This is a genomic window from Catonella sp. (assembly GCF_052173895.1).
Classification (GTDB): domain Bacteria; phylum Bacillota; class Clostridia; order Lachnospirales; family Lachnospiraceae; genus Catonella.
Window position 1 is genome coordinate 1 of record NZ_JBQMXS010000016.1, and the last position, 16,724, is coordinate 16,724.

Consider the following 16,724-nt stretch of genomic DNA (forward strand, 5'->3'; position numbering starts at 1 on the left):
TAGGTCGAGGGCTTGACCAAAGAAAAGGAAAGATGTTGTATTCGGTTGCAGTTTTGAATGTATATGAGGAAGAGGACACTTTGAGAGTGTTCTTTTTTTTGTTTAAATAATACTAAAGTATAATAGAAAATAGTATTAGCTTTTAATTGACTAAAGATGTAGGTTTTTATTATAATAAATAATATTGATTATTAATTAGATATAATTATAAATATATATAGTTTAAGATTATTCACTAAAGAAGTGAGGAAATTTAATGTTCAATTTTACAAAAGATTGTTTTGTGGGAATTATTAATATTGATAAAAAAAGGCTTGAGTATTTTGAAACACTAAACTATGCTCTTAAGGATAATGCTGATGAAGAGGAGTACATGGCAAGTATAAATTATGAGGGCTTAGATGCACAGAAAAGAGCTCATACAAAGTTCGTTGAAAAAATAGAGAATATTAATTTAGAAGATCTTGATGACAATCAGGATGAATATTTAAATGGAATTTTAAGTTTCTTGCTCGATTGGCTGGCGAATCATATTTTAAAAGTTGATAAACTTATACCATGTAAATAAAAAATTACTTTACTTATGTTATTATTTATGGTAAACTATAACAAGTGTGTTTACACATTTATTATACTGTCTCGCAGCGTATGGATACTCCGACCTTATGCTTGGTGACAGTGAATTAATGAAAGGAGAATAGTATGATATCAAAAGAGAAAAAAGCTGAACTCATTAAGGAGTATGGTAGAACACCTGAAGATACCGGATCACCTGAGGTTCAGATTGCTATACTTACTGAGAGAATAGCAGAGCTTAATGCTCATCTTTCTGTTAATGCAAAGGATCATCATTCAAGAAGAGGTCTTCTTAAGATGGTTGGTGCAAGAAGAAGACTTCTTGCTTACTATCAGAAGAAGGATCTTGAGGGATACCGTAATCTTATCGCTCGTTTAGGCCTTAGAAAGTAACTATATTTTAGAATCTACACAAAACACAAAATCGAAGGATGCCCCTCATGGGTATCCTTTTTTATATGAAAAATTTTAGGACAGGCATAAATGAATTTACAATAATATAACAAATATCATATACCCCTTAACTGCAAAGATAAATATATTTATAAAAAAATAAAAAAATATATAAAAGTGACATAAAAATATGCTATACTGTGGGAGATTGTATTAGAAAGGGTTTTATAAATGATTAAAAAATTAACCTTTGTAGTAAGAATTATATTATTATTTACTTTTCTTTTAGTAGCATATAATTATCTGTTTGTTGTGGTGAAAGCTGAAGAGAGAATAATAAAAGTAAAGAATGGAACTTCAGGAGATATAAGAATAAAAGAAGATGATTTTGTAACTTTTTTGCCACAGCTAAAAAATAAAAAGTTGAAGAGCCATTATATGTACTATTCTCCAGAAAATGGAAAAAACCTATTTCAATTTGGTAATGGGAAATACTGGGCAAGTAGACAAGGGGTTGCTACAGTAATTATTTCAGGTGTTGATAGGCATGGGAATTTAAATTTTATAGCAGACTATAATGTTATTATAGAAAGCATAAAAGGAACTACTGAAACTGTTATAAATAATAATGGATTCTCTTCAACATCTGTATTATTAGCTGTTGGTGAGGTATCACAGCTTAGAATTAACGAGGAGACTAATGGAATTATAGAGTGGATTTCTGCCAATTCAGATGTGGCAGAAGTAGATTCTAAAGGAAATGTAACAGGAAAAAGTAAGGGTAATACTTTAGTTACTGCTAAGGTAAGTGGAAAAATATTTGGATGGGTAGTTTCTGTAACATCAGAAACACGAAAGCGTGCTGTAGAGTGGGCGAAGAACTATTCGTCAAAAAGTGAATACAGTCAGTCAAAGAGGATGGAGGAAGGCTATTATGATTGCAGTTCACTTGCTTGGAGAGCATATAATAAATTAGGATTTAATATTCTTAGTGATAAATATGCACCTACAGCTGCTAACATGGGGAAATTTTATGATGAAAAAAAGCAGATTGTTGAAGGTGGAATATCAGCAGAGAATATAAATAAGCTCATTTATGAACCGGGAGATTTATTTTTTATGGAAGGACCTGTAAATAATGGGAGGTACCGTAATGTTTATCATGTTGAGATGATATCTGGTTATACGTTTAAAGGGATTGATAAATCTGGAAAACCGATTATAGAGCTAGAGTTCGCAAATAGGAAACAGGTCGATTTTAGAGGTTTTGTAGGAAAGCCGGAGATATAATGGAGAATTTATGATAATCAGTATGTATTTTATAAGCTTTATGATATTCAGTTTTATGGGATGGATTTATGAGAGCATTTACTGTACATTAAGAACACATCATTGGGCTAATAGAGGTTTTTTGTTTGGTGCAATTTGTCCTATATATGGGGTAGGTGGAATAATTTCTACTTTAGTATTTAAGATAATTTTCAATGAAAATGAAGTGGAAATATGGCAGATTTTTTTCGTTTGCATGTTTGGAAGTGCAGTGCTTGAGTATATTACATCCTATGTGCTTGAGAAATTATTTCATGCTATGTGGTGGGATTATAGTTATGTCCCATTAAATATACATGGAAGAGTTTGTCTTCCGGCATCAATAGGATTTGGTATAGCCGGAATATTTGTGGTAAAATATATATCGCCTTTTGTATTTGGTGTGGTTGAAAAGATTCCACCATTAGCTATGGAGGGGACGGCTATGATTATGATATCATTTGTAGGGGCGGATATTGCTCTTACAGTTGAAGGACTAACACAGTTGGTTAAGAAGATGGAGGAAATGGAAAAAGAATTTGATGAAAAAATGGAAGCCTCTTATCAAATTATAGAAGAAAAAAGGCAGCTTATTTCTGAGAAAATGGAAGGTTATGAGAAATTTACGACAGATAGGATTAGAGAATACTCACTTAATATGGGACTATTACAGCAACATGCATTAAAAAGTATGAAGAAATTTAGTTCTAAAGGAAGAGCTCAGATTGCAGACAAATTTAAGGATGCGATTAATTCGTTACCAGTAGTTGAAAAAATGAGGAAGATAGATGATGAAAAATAATGATATAATAAAGGATGAGGTGAAGAAACTTCTTGAAGGAATCCATGAACATGACCATGTTTTAAGAATGAGAACATTTATTCAGCATGGAAAGATTACTACCTATGACCATTGTTTTAGGGTAGCAGCAATGAGTTATAAAATAAATAAAATGTTTAGGTTGAAGTCAGATGAAAGAGCACTGGTTCGTGGAGCTTTTTTGCATGATTATTTTTTGTATGATTGGCATAAAAAGAAGTCAAAGTTTAGAAATATGAAAGAGTTTTTTAAACTACATGGTTTTATGCATCCGAGTTATGCAGCAGCTAATGCAAAGAGGGATTTTGCAATAGGTGAAAAAGAGGAGAATATAATAAGAAGTCATATGTGGCCGCTTACAGTAACTAAAATTCCTAAATGTAGGGAAGCTGTCATAGTGTGTATAGCAGATAAACTTACCTCTGCAACTGAGACCATTATGAGGTTTTAATAAAACCCTCTTAACATAAGATATCCAAATGGATATTTTGTATTAAGAGGGTTTAATTAAACTTCTTTAATTTTATAGCTAAGTAAAATTTTATCATTTCTAAATTTCTTCTTATAATTAGAAAGAATTCTGTTCATTACCATTTCAGCATTTTCAAAATTGACACAAGGAAGCATAAGAATATATTGAGCTCCACTATATTTTGCTACGATGTCACCGGTTCTTAGACTGAGTTTAAGTATATTCAGAAGTTTTGCCATATATATGCTAAGCTTAACAAGTTCAGGAGTTTTGCCATGCTCAGTCTGTAGTGTAACAAGGCAGAGATATGTTGAAAGTCCTAATCTTTCAAGACGCCTTTTGGTTAATTGATAGTTTTTGACAAAATAGCCGTATTCACAGACGAAAGCACCTTCTTCTAAAGAATTTTCCATGAGCTGTTCTTGAATTATGGCAAGGTCTGTTTCTAAGGATTTTTGTGTGTCCATAATCTGACTATAAAGAGCTCTCAGTTCATCTGAAGGATTAACTCCAAGATTTTTGTACATTATTGACGTGGCAGAGTCATAATGATCAAGAGCATCTTTATAGCGGTCACATTTTATGTAGGCTTTTATGAGTAGACAATGGAGTTTTTCATCTAGATTATCTATTTCAAGAGCTTTTATTATCACTTTTATTATGGTTTCGGGATAATTTTCGTAATCTAAAATAGCACATAATTTTTTCACTGTGTCAAGATAAATACTATGGTATTTGGCACTTATAGGTATAGTCCAAAGTTCTCCTGACAGCTTTGGTATAAAATCACCATCATAAAGATTGAGAGCATCAAGATACTTGTTTATTTTTTGCTTATTTGAAAGTTTTTCATTTTCAGCCTCATGAATAAGACTTTCAAATAATTCAGCATCAAGAACTATGTGGTATTCAGGATTCCATGAATAAGCTCCTCTGCTAGAAATAATACAGCCTTCACCGTCAAAGTTAAGAGGTTTAAGCATCTCTCTTGTGCGAAAAAGTTGTGTTTTAAGTGCATTTACAGGATTATTATTGTCATCAGAAAATAAGGCATCAATAAATCTTGACTGAGTTATTGCACTGTTATGATTCATCACAATAAAGGCAAGAAGATTCCACATTTTTCGAGAACGGTTTAAGTTATCAGACACAATTTTGCCATCATATTCTATGCTGAATTTTCCTAGAACTGAAATATTCATTGTTGTCACAGCTAATCCCTTTCCAATTACCTTAATTTATCTTGAAAAAAATAAATTATTATAAAAATTATTAATTATGATAATAATATATACTATTATACAAAGTTTGCGATGTTTTGGCAACTGTGATTTTATTCAATTTATTATATAGTATATAAAAAAACAATAATTTGTGATATAATCAAAAACAGCGTGGTAACTATTCAGCCTTGTGATAAATATATTGAGAAATGCAACATAAGTGTACTTATATTGCGTTGTCTGTGAATTGGAAAGACGGAGTAGTTAAACGCTGTGTAAGTGATTGTATGTGATATAGAGGTATGGAGGTATAGATGGCTATTTATAAAACAATAACGGAATTAGTAGGAAGGACTCCCATTTTAGAACTTACTAATTATGAGAATAAGCATAGGCTGGCAGCACGAATCTTGGCTAAACTTGAATATTTTAATCCAGCAGGGTCGGTTAAGGACAGAGTAGCTCTTAATATGTTAGAAATGGCAGAAAAGAATGGGAAACTGACTAAGGATACAGTTATAATTGAACCGACTAGTGGAAATACGGGAATTGGTCTTGCCTTTATAGCTGCAGCTAAGGGATATAGGGTAATTATTACTATGCCAGATACTATGAGCATAGAAAGAAGAAATATATTAAAAGCTTACGGAGCAGAACTTGTGCTCACAGATGGAACAAAGGGAGTGAAGGGAGCTATTGCAAAGGCAGAAGAACTTGCTATGGAAATAGAAAATAGTTTTATACCGGGACAGTTTGATAATCCGGACAATCCAGATGCACATAAGAAAACCACAGGTCCTGAAATTTGGGAAGATACTGAGGGAAAGGTAGATATTTTTGTAGCAGGAGTAGGTACAGGTGGAACTATTTCAGGTGTTGGAGAGTACCTTAAGTCTAAAAATCCAAATGTAAAAGTAGTTGCAGTAGAGCCAAAAGATTCTGCTGTACTTTCTGGTGGAATATCAGGATCGCATATGATTCAAGGAATAGGGGCAGGCTTTATTCCGAAGGTACTGAACAAGGGGATTTATGATGAGATTATTAAAGTTGACAATGAAGATGCTCTTGAGACAGGAAGGGAAGTAGCAAAAGAAGAAGGAGTTTTGGCAGGAATATCATCAGGAGCAGCAGTTTTTGCAGCAAAAATGTTAGCTCAAATGCCGGAAAATAAAGGTAAAGTTATAGTAGTACTGCTCCCGGATACAGGAGACAGGTATATTTCAACAGCTCTTTTTGGATAACTATTCAATTGCACTTTATTTATATTAGAATATTTGATATAATGAAAAAATGTTAAAAATTAACAACCTAACAAAAAGGTGATATTATGAATAAAATGGAAATATCGGAATTACGCAGGCTATTTCAAAAGGATAAGTATAGAATAGACAGTCTTGCAGCCTGTTATGTGGGCATAGAAAAGGAAAAGACTTTTGTGCTTAAAGAAGCTTTGAGCAGTTTTTCAGAAGAAGAACTTTTATCGCATCTAAATATTTTCAAGAAATCTTTAAGTGGTACACTTGGTAAGAATCTTATTAATATGGAATTTCCTTTAGACGCTGAATTCGGAGAGGGTCAACAGAAATTTTTGTTAAATCTTCGTGATAGTGCTCTTAAAGAAGAGGAAATATTGGAAAAGTTTTTTGATTTAGTTATAGCTAATTATCAGAGTGATGAAAAATATTATATAGTTGCGGTACATGGTAATTATGATGTTCCGGGTAAAGGAAAAGATGGAGCAATTTTAGAAGATGCATCAGAAATTATTTATGAATATATTTTATGTGCGATATGTCCTGTAAAACTTTCTAAAGTAGGTCTGGGATTAGGGTATGATTCTGCTACTAATCGAATTGGAGAGGTAATGAGGGATTGGATTGTTGAGGCTCCAGAAAAAGCTTTTCTATTTCCGGCTTTTAATGATAGAGAACCGGATATTCATAGTGTTCTTTATTATACTAAGAAACCGGAAGAGATTTTACCTGAATTTGTGGATGCAGTTTTTGGAACACTATCTCCAATGTCACCAGAAAGCCAAAGAGAAACATTTAATGCTTTGATTAGTGAAACTTTGGGAGATGAAGTAAGCCTTGAAATAGTTCAGAGGGTACAGGAAAATATTGCGGATGTGATTGATAAGAATAAGGATATACCTGAACCGGTGGAACTCACTTCATATGCTATGAAGGAATTGCTTGGAAAGAGTGGAGTTGAAAGAGAAAAACTTGAAAAATTTGAGGAAACTTTCAGTGAAATTGCAGGGGAAAACGCAGCTATTATAGCAAACAATTTGCCGGTGGCAAAGAAACTTAGTATTAAAGCTCCGGATATTGAGATTAAGATAAAACCGGAGAGTGCATCTCTGGTAAGCCACAAAATCGTAGATGGGGTACTTTCAATAGTAATTCCTGTGGGAGAAGGAGTAGAGGTAAATGGGATTGAAGTAAAATATGTTGGAGATAAGGAGTAATATTATCAATATAAAAAGTGGAGGCAAAAAGTGGACTACAGATATGGTTATAAAGAAAAAAAAGATGATGTAAGCATAGGCACTAAAATAAGCCTATTTCTGTTAGGTATGGTGATAGCTATCATACCTTTGATTGTAAGAGCAGCAGAATATAATGCAAATCTAAGCCAGTTTGCTTGGTTTGGAGGCGATGATGAATCAATGGATGTGTTTCTTAAAGTAAAGGGACAGTTGCTTGTAGCAGTGGCAGTAGCAATGATTCTAATGCTAGCATATAAGGCATTTTTAGAGGCTAAAATAGCAAAACTACCTGTATGGATATATTTGGTGTTTGGTTATGCAGGACTTAATATTATTTCAACCATAGCATCAAGGTATAAAAACTTTGGATTTAATGGAATGTTTGAACAGCATGAGACTTTGTGGGTGATACTTGCTTATTGTGTGGTCTTAGTCTATGCTTTTATTTTTGCACAGGACAGTTATGGCATAGGTTTTATAAGGATTTCACTGGGATTCTTGGCAACTGTACATTCATATATTGGAATAAGCCAACTTATAGGGAAGGATTTTTGGGGATCTAAATTGGGAAGATTTCTTATTATACCAAGCAGTTTTGATGGGGCTGAGTCAATAAGAGAGAATTTGAGTTTCACATTCTCCGGTTCAGGTAACCATCAGGTATATTTAACACTGTATAATCCTAACTATGTTGGTTCTTATGCAGCTTTAGTTTTTCCAATATTTTTGGTTCTTGCAGTATTTTCTAATAAAATGTGGAAGAAAATATTTTGGGCAATAATTACGATAATTAACTTCCTTTGTGCAATGGGCTCCGGTTCAAAGACTTTTCTTGGAGCTTTTGTAGTATCTGCTATATTTGCAATTATATTATTTAGAAAAAAACTTAAAAAAGGATGGCCTATAATGATTGGATTTATTGTGACAATCATAGTATCGTCAGTACTTTATTTTAATTATATAGGGTTGGACTTTGTATCTTATGTAAGTAACGCAATTGCTGTGCAGAAGAATGATACATTACTAGAAAAAGTAGAACTTGAAAAAGATTATGCTCAAATAAATTACAACGGAGTAAAATTTAGGTTCAGTTATGAGGCTGATGAAGAAAAAGCCGCATTGTATTTCTTTAGAGAAGATGGAAAGAAAATGGAGTATGAAACTAATGCAGAAGGCTCATTGGTTACATTAAAAGATGATAAACTAAAGGATCTTAGTTTTGAATATTTGCTTGCAGGAGGAAATACAGGGGGATACATAATAAACTGTAATACTCCTAAGGGTTCGTTTGCGGTAATGAATACAGAGAATGGTTATAAACTTTATACAGGGCCGGACAAAGTTGATGATATTTATGATGCACCGGCAGCAATTATAAAAGATCATGATGCTTTTGCATCCGGCAGAGGATACATTTGGTCTAGGACATTTCCGGTATTTTTTAATCATCTTTTACTTGGAACAGGTGCAGATACTTTCACTGTTGCATTTCCTCAGAATGATTACATAGGCAGGCTAAATGGTGGTTTTGGAAACATGATTATTACAAAACCTCATAATTTATTCTTGCAGATAGGAGTTCAGAGTGGCGGACTTTCCTTGATTTGTTTTCTAGGGGTTGCGATAATTTATATAGTGCAGACTTTTAAGTTGTTCTGGAAGAGAGGACTAAACAGTGAAATTGAAACTTTTGGAGCAGCTATATCCTTAGGAATAATAGGCTATTTAGTAGCAGGAATATTTAATGATTCGTGCGTGGCTCTTGCTCCTCTTTACTGGGTATTTTTAGGTGTAGGATATGGAATAAATGTATATGTAGCTAAATTGGAAAAATAGGAAGTGATACAAATGTCAGAAAAAATAGTTAAATTTTATACAAAGTATCAGCAGCCGATAAAGAGGACTCTGATTATCCTGTACGACCTTATGGTCGTATGGGTTGCAGGAGTCCTTGCTTTGCTTTTAAGATTTGATTTGAGCTTTAGCAGAATTCCTGTGAATTTTATGGAAAATATGCAAAGTATGCTGATTATAAATATGGTTATTACCATTGCCATATTTACAGTAAATCACCTCTACACAAGCCTTTGGGCGTATGCTGGAGTAGTTGAAATGCAGAGAATTATTTTGGCATCAGTAGAAACTACAATAGTGGAGATGGCTATAGCATTTATAAAAGGCAAAAATCATACAGGCTATTTTTTGCCACGAACTTATCATATACTGTATTTTTTCATACTGCTTATATTAACAGCAGGCGTAAGATTTTTATATAGAATGGTGAGGATGCAGATGACTAGTCGTGTTAGTTCATCTTCACTTCAAGTTTCAAAGGTTATGCTTGTTGGAGCAGGTGAAACAGGTCATATGGTTATAAGGGACATTCTTTCAAGTGCAAGTGTAATGAAGGAACTTTGCTGTATTATAGATGATGATAAAAATAAGGTTGGCAGCTATATTAGTGGAATAAAGGTTGTGGGAGACAGGAGTACCATATCAGAAAATGCAGAAAAATATAATATTAATGAAATAATTATAGCCATTCCTTCGGCGAGTAGAAAGGAATTAAGTGAACTTATAAATATATGCACTGAAACAGGCTGCAAGCTCAAGATTACTCCGAGTGTAACTGAAATAGTTGAGGGACATATTTCAGCTACCTTGCTCCGAGATGTGAGTGTTGAAGATTTACTTGGAAGAGAGCCGGTGGAGGTTGAACTTGACATTGTTATGAAGTATGTTAGTGGAAAAACAGTGCTAGTAACAGGTGGTGGAGGTTCAATAGGAAGTGAATTATGCAGACAGATAGCAGGACACAGGCCTAAACAGCTTATAATTGTTGATATATATGAAAATAATGCGTATGATATAGAGATTGAACTCCGTCACAATTTTCCAAATTTAAATCTTGTAGTTTTGATTGCATCAGTGCGTAATTTAGAAAGAATGGATTCAATTTTTTCAGAGTATAGGCCAAACTTAGTCTATCACGCAGCTGCACATAAGCATGTACCTCTTATGGAAAACAGTCCTAATGAGGCAATTAAGAACAATGTACTTGGAACATATAATACGGCTAAAACTGCTGATAAATATGGAGTTGAAAGATTTGTACTTATTTCAACAGATAAGGCGGTAAACCCTACTAATGTGATGGGTGCAAGTAAAAGAATGTGTGAGATGATAATTCAGACCTTTGGACATAATTCAAAAACTGAATTTGTAGCTGTAAGGTTTGGCAATGTGCTTGGAAGTAATGGAAGTGTTATTCCTTTATTTAAAAAGCAGATTGCATCGGGAGGTCCGGTTACAGTAACTCATCCTGATATTATTCGCTATTTTATGACAATACCTGAGGCTGTTTCTCTTGTACTGCAGGCAGGGGCTTATGCAAAGGGAGGAGAGATATTTATTCTGGAAATGGGAGAACCTGTTAAGATATTAGAACTTGCACGAAACATAATAAGGCTTTCAGGTTTTGTACCGGATAAAGACATAAAAATAGAGTTTTCGGGACTAAGGCCGGGAGAAAAGCTTTATGAAGAACTTTTAATGGAAGAAGAGGGGATAAGAAATACTGAGAATAAACTCATTCATATAGGGCGTCCTATAGAAATGGATGAGGAAAAGTTTAGGAGTGAATTAGAAAAAATAATAGAGCTTGCCTTTACAGAACCGTCAGGTGATAGAATTAGGGAGGCGATAAGAAAAATTGTACCTACATATAAAGGATGAAAAAATGCCAAGAAAATTTTTTAAAAAAAGAAGATGGAGAGCAAAATCGAAGAAAGGTGATAAAGAAAAGACCGGACTTAGTTTTTCTTCTAAGATTGTCTCAATGGATGGAATTATATGTCTGATACTTGGGATAATAAGCTTTATAATGTTAGTAGCTACCATAGTAATATCTGTAAAAAATAGAGGACAGGCAGATATTTATGTTGGAGCAATAGGAGTTGCAGGCTTTTTAATTTCATTTAGCAGTTTTATAATTTCTGTGAAAACGCTGAATGATGAATACATAGCAGAAACTATTCCCAAAGTTGCAGCTGTTATTAATTTTTTTGTATTGTTGATATTTATGGGGTTATATGCTTATGGGATATTTATGGGGATGATTTAAAATGTTCATAATTTGTTTAAATTAATTACAAATGGACTTCATATTTATGGTGTATAATCTAGTCAACAGTTAAGGAACAGAAAGTAATTCCAAAACTGAAATAAAATTGCTAGATTCCCCAATTTGTATAGATTTACTTTTTTCATTTGCAGGTTGGTAACTTATTGTTATCCAACCACTCCTCTCTTTTTATAAGGACGGTAATAGCCGTCCTTATTTTTGTTTTTGATAGGGATAAATTGTAAGAATAACTTAATACATCAATGGTGTTAAAATGATATAATTTTATCACAAACAACTATAATATTAGCAGTTAACAGGAGTGAATATATGGAAACAAAGGCAAAAATTCTTGTGGTTGATGATGACAAAGAGATAGCAGACCTTGTAGAGATCCATCTTGTAAGTGAGGGATACGATGTAAAAAAGGCAAATGATGCAGTTACGGGACTTACAATGCTTAAATCGGATGAGGAGATATCGCTTGCAATCTTAGATATAATGATGCCGGGTATGGACGGACTAAGTATGGTGAAGAAGATTAGGGAAACAAGTAACATACCTATAATCATGCTTTCGGCTAAGTCAACAGATCTTGATAAGATAGTGGGATTAGGAAATGGGGCAGATGATTATGTGACAAAGCCGTTCAATCCCCTAGAGCTTACAGCCAGAGTAAAGGCAAATTTAAGAAGGTTTACAGAGTTTAATTCAGGGCAGAAGTCTACTGATGAGCCTGATGATGAAATTATAGAAGTGGGTCCTCTGTATATTAATAAAAGTACGAGAGAGGTAAAAACTTATGACAGAGAGGCAAAACTCACTCCTATTGAATATGATATTCTTTGTCTGCTTGCCAGCAATCCGGGTAGGGTATTTTCTACAGATGATATTTTTACCAGAGTATGGAACGAGAAAGCATTTGAGGGAAATAACACAGTTATGGTGCACATAAGAAGGCTTAGGGAAAAAATTGAAATGGATGCGAGAAATGCAAAGATTATAAAGACTGTATGGGGAGTTGGATACAAGATTGAAAAATAAATTATTTCGCAGTGTTAGAATAGAAATTATAACCTATGTGATAATCTGCTTTTTGCTTTCACTTGTTACGACAATAGTTATAACTTTTGGACTTTTCATGCTTAGAGAAGTGCTTAAGAGAGATAAAACTAATTATACTGTGACTGTGGAAGGTAGTAATTTAAATAATAGATGGGGAGATAATACTACCAATTCAATTCTACGTTATCAGGATGAAACAAGGATTAAGTTGACGGAGAGCCGTAGATTTGCAGGGTTTATTATACTTGAGGTAATAGCTTGTTTCATCTTCTTTTTTGCAGTTTATTTTATATTTTTTACAAAGCGAATAACTAATTATTTCGAACAGCTGGATAAGGGCATAGAAGAATTTTCAGAGGGTAATTTTAATATTAAATTTGAAGTAAGAAATGAAGATGAACTGTCCAATATGGCAAGAAATCTTAATAGGACGACAGGAGAAATAAAGAGGATTCTTGACAAAGAAAGGAATGAGGAAAAGAATCGTAAGGAATTTATTACGAGTATAGCACATGATCTACGTACGCCACTTACATCTGTAATTGGTTATTTGCAACTTGTAATGTCAAAGTTTCCTGAAAGTAGAGAGAATGAAGATATACTTGTTAAAAATGAGGAATATGTTAGGATTGCTTATGATAAAGCAATAAGACTTCAGGGACTTATAGAAGATTTGTTTTCATTCACTAAAACTGATTCTACCGAACTTAGATTACATTTAACAGAAATAGATATAGCTAAACTTATGGAACAGCTGGCAGATGAATGTTATCCGAGTCTTCAGGAAGAGGGACTTAGCTTGGAGTTTAGAAAGTCGGCAGAAGTAATGATGATAGAGGCTGATGGAGAGTTAATGGCAAGAGCGGTAGCCAACTTACTTACTAATGCGATAAAATATGGTAAGGATGGTAAAAAAATTATTATAGATTTATATCAGGAAGATAAGGACAGTGACCTCTATATTAGAGTTATAAATTATGGAAGGTTAATTCCAAAGAAAGATATAGAGCATATTTTTGACAGGTTTTATCGGGTAGAAGATTCAAGATCGCTGGAAACAGGAGGAACAGGACTTGGACTTGCGATTACTAAAAACATAGTAAACCTGCATGGTGGAAACATTTGTGTAAAAAGCGATTTATATGGAACTGTGTTTGAGATAGTTCTACCTGTAAAGTAGGGGAGGAACGATATGAAGAATGGATTATTCTTTATACTGTCTTTATTTTTAATTTTTGCTAATTCTATAGATGCAACAAGACTCCATACTTCTCGTGCTAAATTAACGGCAGAAAGATATGAAGTTAAGAAAGAAAAGTCCTCACTTGGAGAACTTGAGATAGAATATGGAATTAATGGATATTTACGTTCATCTTCTGTTATTAGGGTTAAGATTGTGTTAAAAAATGCAAAAAAGAATTTTGCAGGAAGTATTCATCTAAGGTATTATTCGGTAGGAGATTCTTTATCATCTTACAGTGAAAAAATAAGATTAAAGCAAGGGGGAGATGTTGTAACTTATTTTTATCCATTTTTAAATACGGTCTCACCTAGGTTTATTATTGCATTTTTAGATGAAAAGGGCAGAGAAGTGGAACAATTTTCATCCGATATTGAAGATGGGAAGGTAGATGAAAATTCAGAATTAGTGATTGGAAGTTTATTGCCAAAAGATAATAAGATTTCATTCTTTGGAGAAAAAAATTTTAGGACAAAACGTATTTATCTAAAAGAAGAGCAGATAGAGGGAGATTATCGTGCTTTAAGTTCGTTTGACCTAATTATAAAACCTAATAATGCAGAAAATGTACTTAGCCCCAATACAATTGCCATTCTTAGGGATAGGGAGAGAAATGGTGGAGTGACCATAGATGAAAAAGAGGCTGAAGAGTTTAATTTAAAAAGACTTTATCTTGGTAAAGAAGACCGTTTAGAATGGATTTGGAAGGCAGAGCATGTACTTGTACCGGTGCTTGATGATTTAAAAATAAAGACAGAAAGATATGTAGGAATTATTATAATATATATAATAGTGGTATGTCCGGTTACCTATTTCATTCTTGCAAAGAGAAGGAGGAAGGTGCAGTATTGGATTTTTGTTCCGGTATGGTCACTTATTTTTACTGCTATAATATATATGATAAGTGCAGATAGTCGTATAGATGGAATGTATATGAAGTATGTATCAGTTTTAGACTTTCGTAAAGATAGAAAACTTGAAAATGTATCATTTTCAGTAACTAATTCTTCTAATCTTCCGTATAAGTTGGAAATTAATAATGGATATAAGTTAGAAAGTCTGTACGGTAGTTATTCACAGATGGGAGAACAGGATAAGGAAAAATACAATATTGCAAGCAAGGCAAATGGAGCTGACATAAATGTAATGGAAACAACAGCTTTTGATACACTTTTTCTTAAAGCATCGGGGGTGCCTGAAATACATATAAAAAATGCAGGAAAAATCTATCGCACTCAAAATATAGTAAAGGGTGAGTTTAAGAATGAGCTTGGTGTTAATCTAAATAAAGTTTTTGCTGTATACGATGATGAAATTGTATATATTGGAGATGTTGAACGGGGAGGGAGCAGGATTTTTAAGGCAGAGTCAGGAAAGGTATTCCTTGATGATTTTTCAGTAAGACCTCAAGATTCAGTTTTTTTAAATACAATTTTTAATTTTGCTTATGAGGGGGAAGAACCTAAGATTCAGAATCTAATGACGGTGATTTTAGAAAGAATATCAGTATTACAAAGCAATGAGCCTTGTTTTGTGGCTTTATCGACCGGAAGGCTGAGAGGAGAATTTGCCTCCGATGTAGATAATATAACCGGATACACGATAGTGATAATTCCTGCAGAAAAGGAAGTTGATACAGGCACAGACTCGAATAATTTTATAAATTCAATAGGGAAATTACCAATGATGGTAGGTGATGGAAGTTATGGATTTTCTACAGGTGTATTCTTAAATAGAAACTCGATAGATATAAGTTATCTTTTGGACAAAAATAAAAAACCTAAAAAACTTATGCTGTTACCTATATATAAGGAAGAGATAAATCCTTGCAAAGTGTATATTTTAAATCATTTAACAGGGAGTTATGATTTGATTTTTTCTCCTGATGATAACTTTATCAGAACAATAAGAGGATATGTAAGTAGTGGGGGACAGGATGGATTTGATAGGGGGAAAGATCAGAGTTTTAATATTAACTCAGTCTATATTAAAGATGGGAAGATTACTCTCAGATATGAGGTAGAGCAGTCATCATATGATGTGCTATCGTCTTTTTACATACCTAATATACCTAAAATCTCACTGGAGTATGAAGAATGATTGAAATAGAGAACTTAGTAAAGAACTTTGGAAAAACTAAAGCCTTGGATGGGCTATCACTTAAAATTGAGGATAATGCATTATATGGTTTTGTTGGACCGAATGGAGCAGGTAAGACTACTGCGATGAAAATAATATCAGGAATTATTCCTGCTGATTCAGGTAGTATTGTTTTAAGTGATGATGTAAGAGGAGAGGCTGGAAGAGTAAGGAATAATATAGGTTATGTACCGGATTTTTTTGGAGTATATGACAATTTAAAAGTAATTGAATACATAGAATTTTTTGCTGCTGCTTATAATATGATAGGCAGGGAGGCTGAAAGAAAATGTTTGAAGATTCTTGATGAGTTTGGCTTTACAGATAAGTTGGATTTTTTCGTAGATGATCTCTCAAGAGGGCAGAAACAGAAATTATGCCTTGCTCGTGCACTTATACATGACCCCAAGCTTTTGGTATTAGATGAGCCTACCTCAGGTATGGATCCGAGGGCAAGGATAGAAATAAGACATTTTCTTAAAAGGCTGAATGAACAAGGGAAAACAATAATTATAAGTTCACATATCTTACATGAAATCTCAGAACTGGTAACCGGACTTGCAGTGATTGAGGGAGGGAAAACAGTGATGAGTGGGAGTATTGAGGAGATAGAGACAAAGATGCATGTGGAAAATCCTATTGTTATGAAGGTAAAAGAAGGAGCAGATATTGCAGTAGAAGTTTTAAAAGAGGATGAGTCAGTAATTAATCTTACAATTACAGAAGATAATATATTTTATATAAGTTATTGTGGTTCAGACGAGGATGAAGGATATTTGTTAAAAAGAATGGTAGAAGCAGGAGTTTTCGTTTCTTCGTTTGGCAGAAGAGGACATGACCTAGAATCTGTATTTATGAAGATTATGGAGTAATT

At 33.5% G+C, this 16,724-nt stretch carries 15 protein-coding genes; 14 read left to right on the forward strand and 1 reads right to left on the reverse strand.

Features of this window, described 5'->3' with window-relative positions:
- Positions 1 to 256 precede the first annotated feature (256 nt).
- The 5 genes from ACTTG8_RS05145 to ACTTG8_RS05165 all read left to right on the forward strand — a co-directional run bounded on the left by ACTTG8_RS05145 (position 257) and on the right by ACTTG8_RS05165 (position 3,548).
- The gene (locus ACTTG8_RS05145) at positions 257 to 568 is read left to right on the forward strand and encodes a hemerythrin family protein (RefSeq protein ID WP_442561052.1); all 312 of its coding nucleotides are present in this window, start codon (positions 257 to 259) and stop codon (positions 566 to 568) included.
- A gap of 134 nt (positions 569 to 702) precedes the next feature.
- Positions 703 to 969, forward strand: coding sequence for a 30S ribosomal protein S15 (rpsO, locus tag ACTTG8_RS05150; RefSeq protein WP_442561053.1), 267 nt, complete (start codon positions 703 to 705; stop codon positions 967 to 969).
- A 231-nt stretch (positions 970 to 1,200) separates the two neighbouring features.
- Positions 1,201 to 2,259, forward strand: coding sequence for an Ig-like domain-containing protein (locus ACTTG8_RS05155; RefSeq protein ID WP_442561054.1), 1,059 nt, complete (start codon positions 1,201 to 1,203; stop codon positions 2,257 to 2,259).
- A 10-nt stretch (positions 2,260 to 2,269) separates the two neighbouring features.
- Positions 2,270 to 3,079: a putative ABC transporter permease gene (locus ACTTG8_RS05160; RefSeq protein ID WP_442561055.1), complete on the forward strand. Its 810-nt coding sequence runs from the start codon at positions 2,270 to 2,272 to the stop codon at positions 3,077 to 3,079.
- Positions 3,066 to 3,548, forward strand: a complete 483-nt coding sequence (locus tag ACTTG8_RS05165) for an HD domain-containing protein (RefSeq protein WP_442561056.1) — start codon at positions 3,066 to 3,068, stop codon at positions 3,546 to 3,548. The genes ACTTG8_RS05160 and ACTTG8_RS05165 overlap by 14 nt, the downstream gene beginning before the upstream one ends.
- 56 nt (positions 3,549 to 3,604) lie before the next feature.
- On the opposite strand, the gene ACTTG8_RS05170 is transcribed toward ACTTG8_RS05165, so the two are convergent.
- Positions 3,605 to 4,771 carry a BTAD domain-containing putative transcriptional regulator gene (locus ACTTG8_RS05170; protein ID WP_442561057.1) on the reverse strand — a complete coding sequence of 389 codons (1,167 nt, stop codon included), beginning with the start codon at positions 4,769 to 4,771 and terminating at the stop codon, positions 3,605 to 3,607.
- Positions 4,772 to 5,106: 335 nt separating this feature from the next.
- Between ACTTG8_RS05170 and cysK the strand changes: the two genes are divergently transcribed.
- From cysK to ACTTG8_RS05215, 9 genes are all read left to right on the forward strand, one after another.
- Positions 5,107 to 6,033 carry a cysteine synthase A gene (gene cysK / locus ACTTG8_RS05175; RefSeq protein ID WP_442561058.1) on the forward strand — a complete coding sequence of 309 codons (927 nt, stop codon included), beginning with the start codon at positions 5,107 to 5,109 and terminating at the stop codon, positions 6,031 to 6,033.
- Between the two features lie 86 nt (positions 6,034 to 6,119).
- A complete protein-coding gene (locus ACTTG8_RS05180; protein WP_442561059.1) occupies positions 6,120 to 7,262 on the forward strand; it encodes a DUF4317 domain-containing protein in 1,143 nt (380 codons plus the stop codon).
- A 30-nt stretch (positions 7,263 to 7,292) separates the two neighbouring features.
- Positions 7,293 to 9,119 carry an O-antigen ligase family protein gene (locus ACTTG8_RS05185; protein WP_442561060.1) on the forward strand — a complete coding sequence of 609 codons (1,827 nt, stop codon included), beginning with the start codon at positions 7,293 to 7,295 and terminating at the stop codon, positions 9,117 to 9,119.
- 12 nt (positions 9,120 to 9,131) lie between these two features.
- A complete protein-coding gene (locus ACTTG8_RS05190) occupies positions 9,132 to 11,018 on the forward strand; it encodes a polysaccharide biosynthesis protein (protein ID WP_442561061.1) in 1,887 nt (628 codons plus the stop codon).
- Between the two features lie 4 nt (positions 11,019 to 11,022).
- Positions 11,023 to 11,406: a hypothetical protein gene (locus ACTTG8_RS05195; RefSeq protein ID WP_442561062.1), complete on the forward strand. Its 384-nt coding sequence runs from the start codon at positions 11,023 to 11,025 to the stop codon at positions 11,404 to 11,406.
- A gap of 330 nt (positions 11,407 to 11,736) precedes the next feature.
- The gene (locus tag ACTTG8_RS05200) at positions 11,737 to 12,450 is read left to right on the forward strand and encodes a response regulator transcription factor (protein ID WP_442561063.1); all 714 of its coding nucleotides are present in this window, start codon (positions 11,737 to 11,739) and stop codon (positions 12,448 to 12,450) included.
- Complete coding sequence (locus ACTTG8_RS05205) at positions 12,440 to 13,651, forward strand: sensor histidine kinase (protein ID WP_442561064.1); 1,212 nt, start codon at positions 12,440 to 12,442, stop codon at positions 13,649 to 13,651. The genes ACTTG8_RS05200 and ACTTG8_RS05205 overlap by 11 nt, the downstream gene beginning before the upstream one ends.
- A gap of 12 nt (positions 13,652 to 13,663) precedes the next feature.
- Complete coding sequence (locus ACTTG8_RS05210; RefSeq protein ID WP_442561065.1) at positions 13,664 to 15,811, forward strand: hypothetical protein; 2,148 nt, start codon at positions 13,664 to 13,666, stop codon at positions 15,809 to 15,811.
- Positions 15,808 to 16,722, forward strand: a complete 915-nt coding sequence (locus ACTTG8_RS05215) for an ABC transporter ATP-binding protein (protein WP_442561066.1) — start codon at positions 15,808 to 15,810, stop codon at positions 16,720 to 16,722. The genes ACTTG8_RS05210 and ACTTG8_RS05215 overlap by 4 nt, the downstream gene beginning before the upstream one ends.
- Positions 16,723 to 16,724: the final 2 nt, after the last annotated feature.

Excerpts from the sequence above, each read along its gene's own strand:
- ACTTG8_RS05145 (WP_442561052.1), top strand. The coding sequence starts at position 257 with ATGTTCAATTTTACAAAAGATTGTTTTGTGGGAATTATTAATATTGAT.
- rpsO (WP_442561053.1), top strand. The coding sequence starts at position 703 with ATGATATCAAAAGAGAAAAAAGCTGAACTCATTAAGGAGTATGGTAGA.
- ACTTG8_RS05155 (WP_442561054.1), top strand. The coding sequence starts at position 1,201 with ATGATTAAAAAATTAACCTTTGTAGTAAGAATTATATTATTATTTACT.
- ACTTG8_RS05160 (WP_442561055.1), top strand. The coding sequence starts at position 2,270 with ATGATAATCAGTATGTATTTTATAAGCTTTATGATATTCAGTTTTATG.
- ACTTG8_RS05165 (WP_442561056.1), top strand. The coding sequence starts at position 3,066 with ATGATGAAAAATAATGATATAATAAAGGATGAGGTGAAGAAACTTCTT.
- ACTTG8_RS05170 (WP_442561057.1), bottom strand. The coding sequence starts at position 4,771 with ATGAATATTTCAGTTCTAGGAAAATTCAGCATAGAATATGATGGCAAA.
- cysK (WP_442561058.1), top strand. The coding sequence starts at position 5,107 with ATGGCTATTTATAAAACAATAACGGAATTAGTAGGAAGGACTCCCATT.
- ACTTG8_RS05180 (WP_442561059.1), top strand. The coding sequence starts at position 6,120 with ATGAATAAAATGGAAATATCGGAATTACGCAGGCTATTTCAAAAGGAT.
- ACTTG8_RS05190 (WP_442561061.1), top strand. The coding sequence starts at position 9,132 with ATGTCAGAAAAAATAGTTAAATTTTATACAAAGTATCAGCAGCCGATA.
- ACTTG8_RS05195 (WP_442561062.1), top strand. The coding sequence starts at position 11,023 with ATGCCAAGAAAATTTTTTAAAAAAAGAAGATGGAGAGCAAAATCGAAG.
- ACTTG8_RS05200 (WP_442561063.1), top strand. The coding sequence starts at position 11,737 with ATGGAAACAAAGGCAAAAATTCTTGTGGTTGATGATGACAAAGAGATA.
- ACTTG8_RS05210 (WP_442561065.1), top strand. The coding sequence starts at position 13,664 with ATGAAGAATGGATTATTCTTTATACTGTCTTTATTTTTAATTTTTGCT.
- ACTTG8_RS05215 (WP_442561066.1), top strand. The coding sequence starts at position 15,808 with ATGATTGAAATAGAGAACTTAGTAAAGAACTTTGGAAAAACTAAAGCC.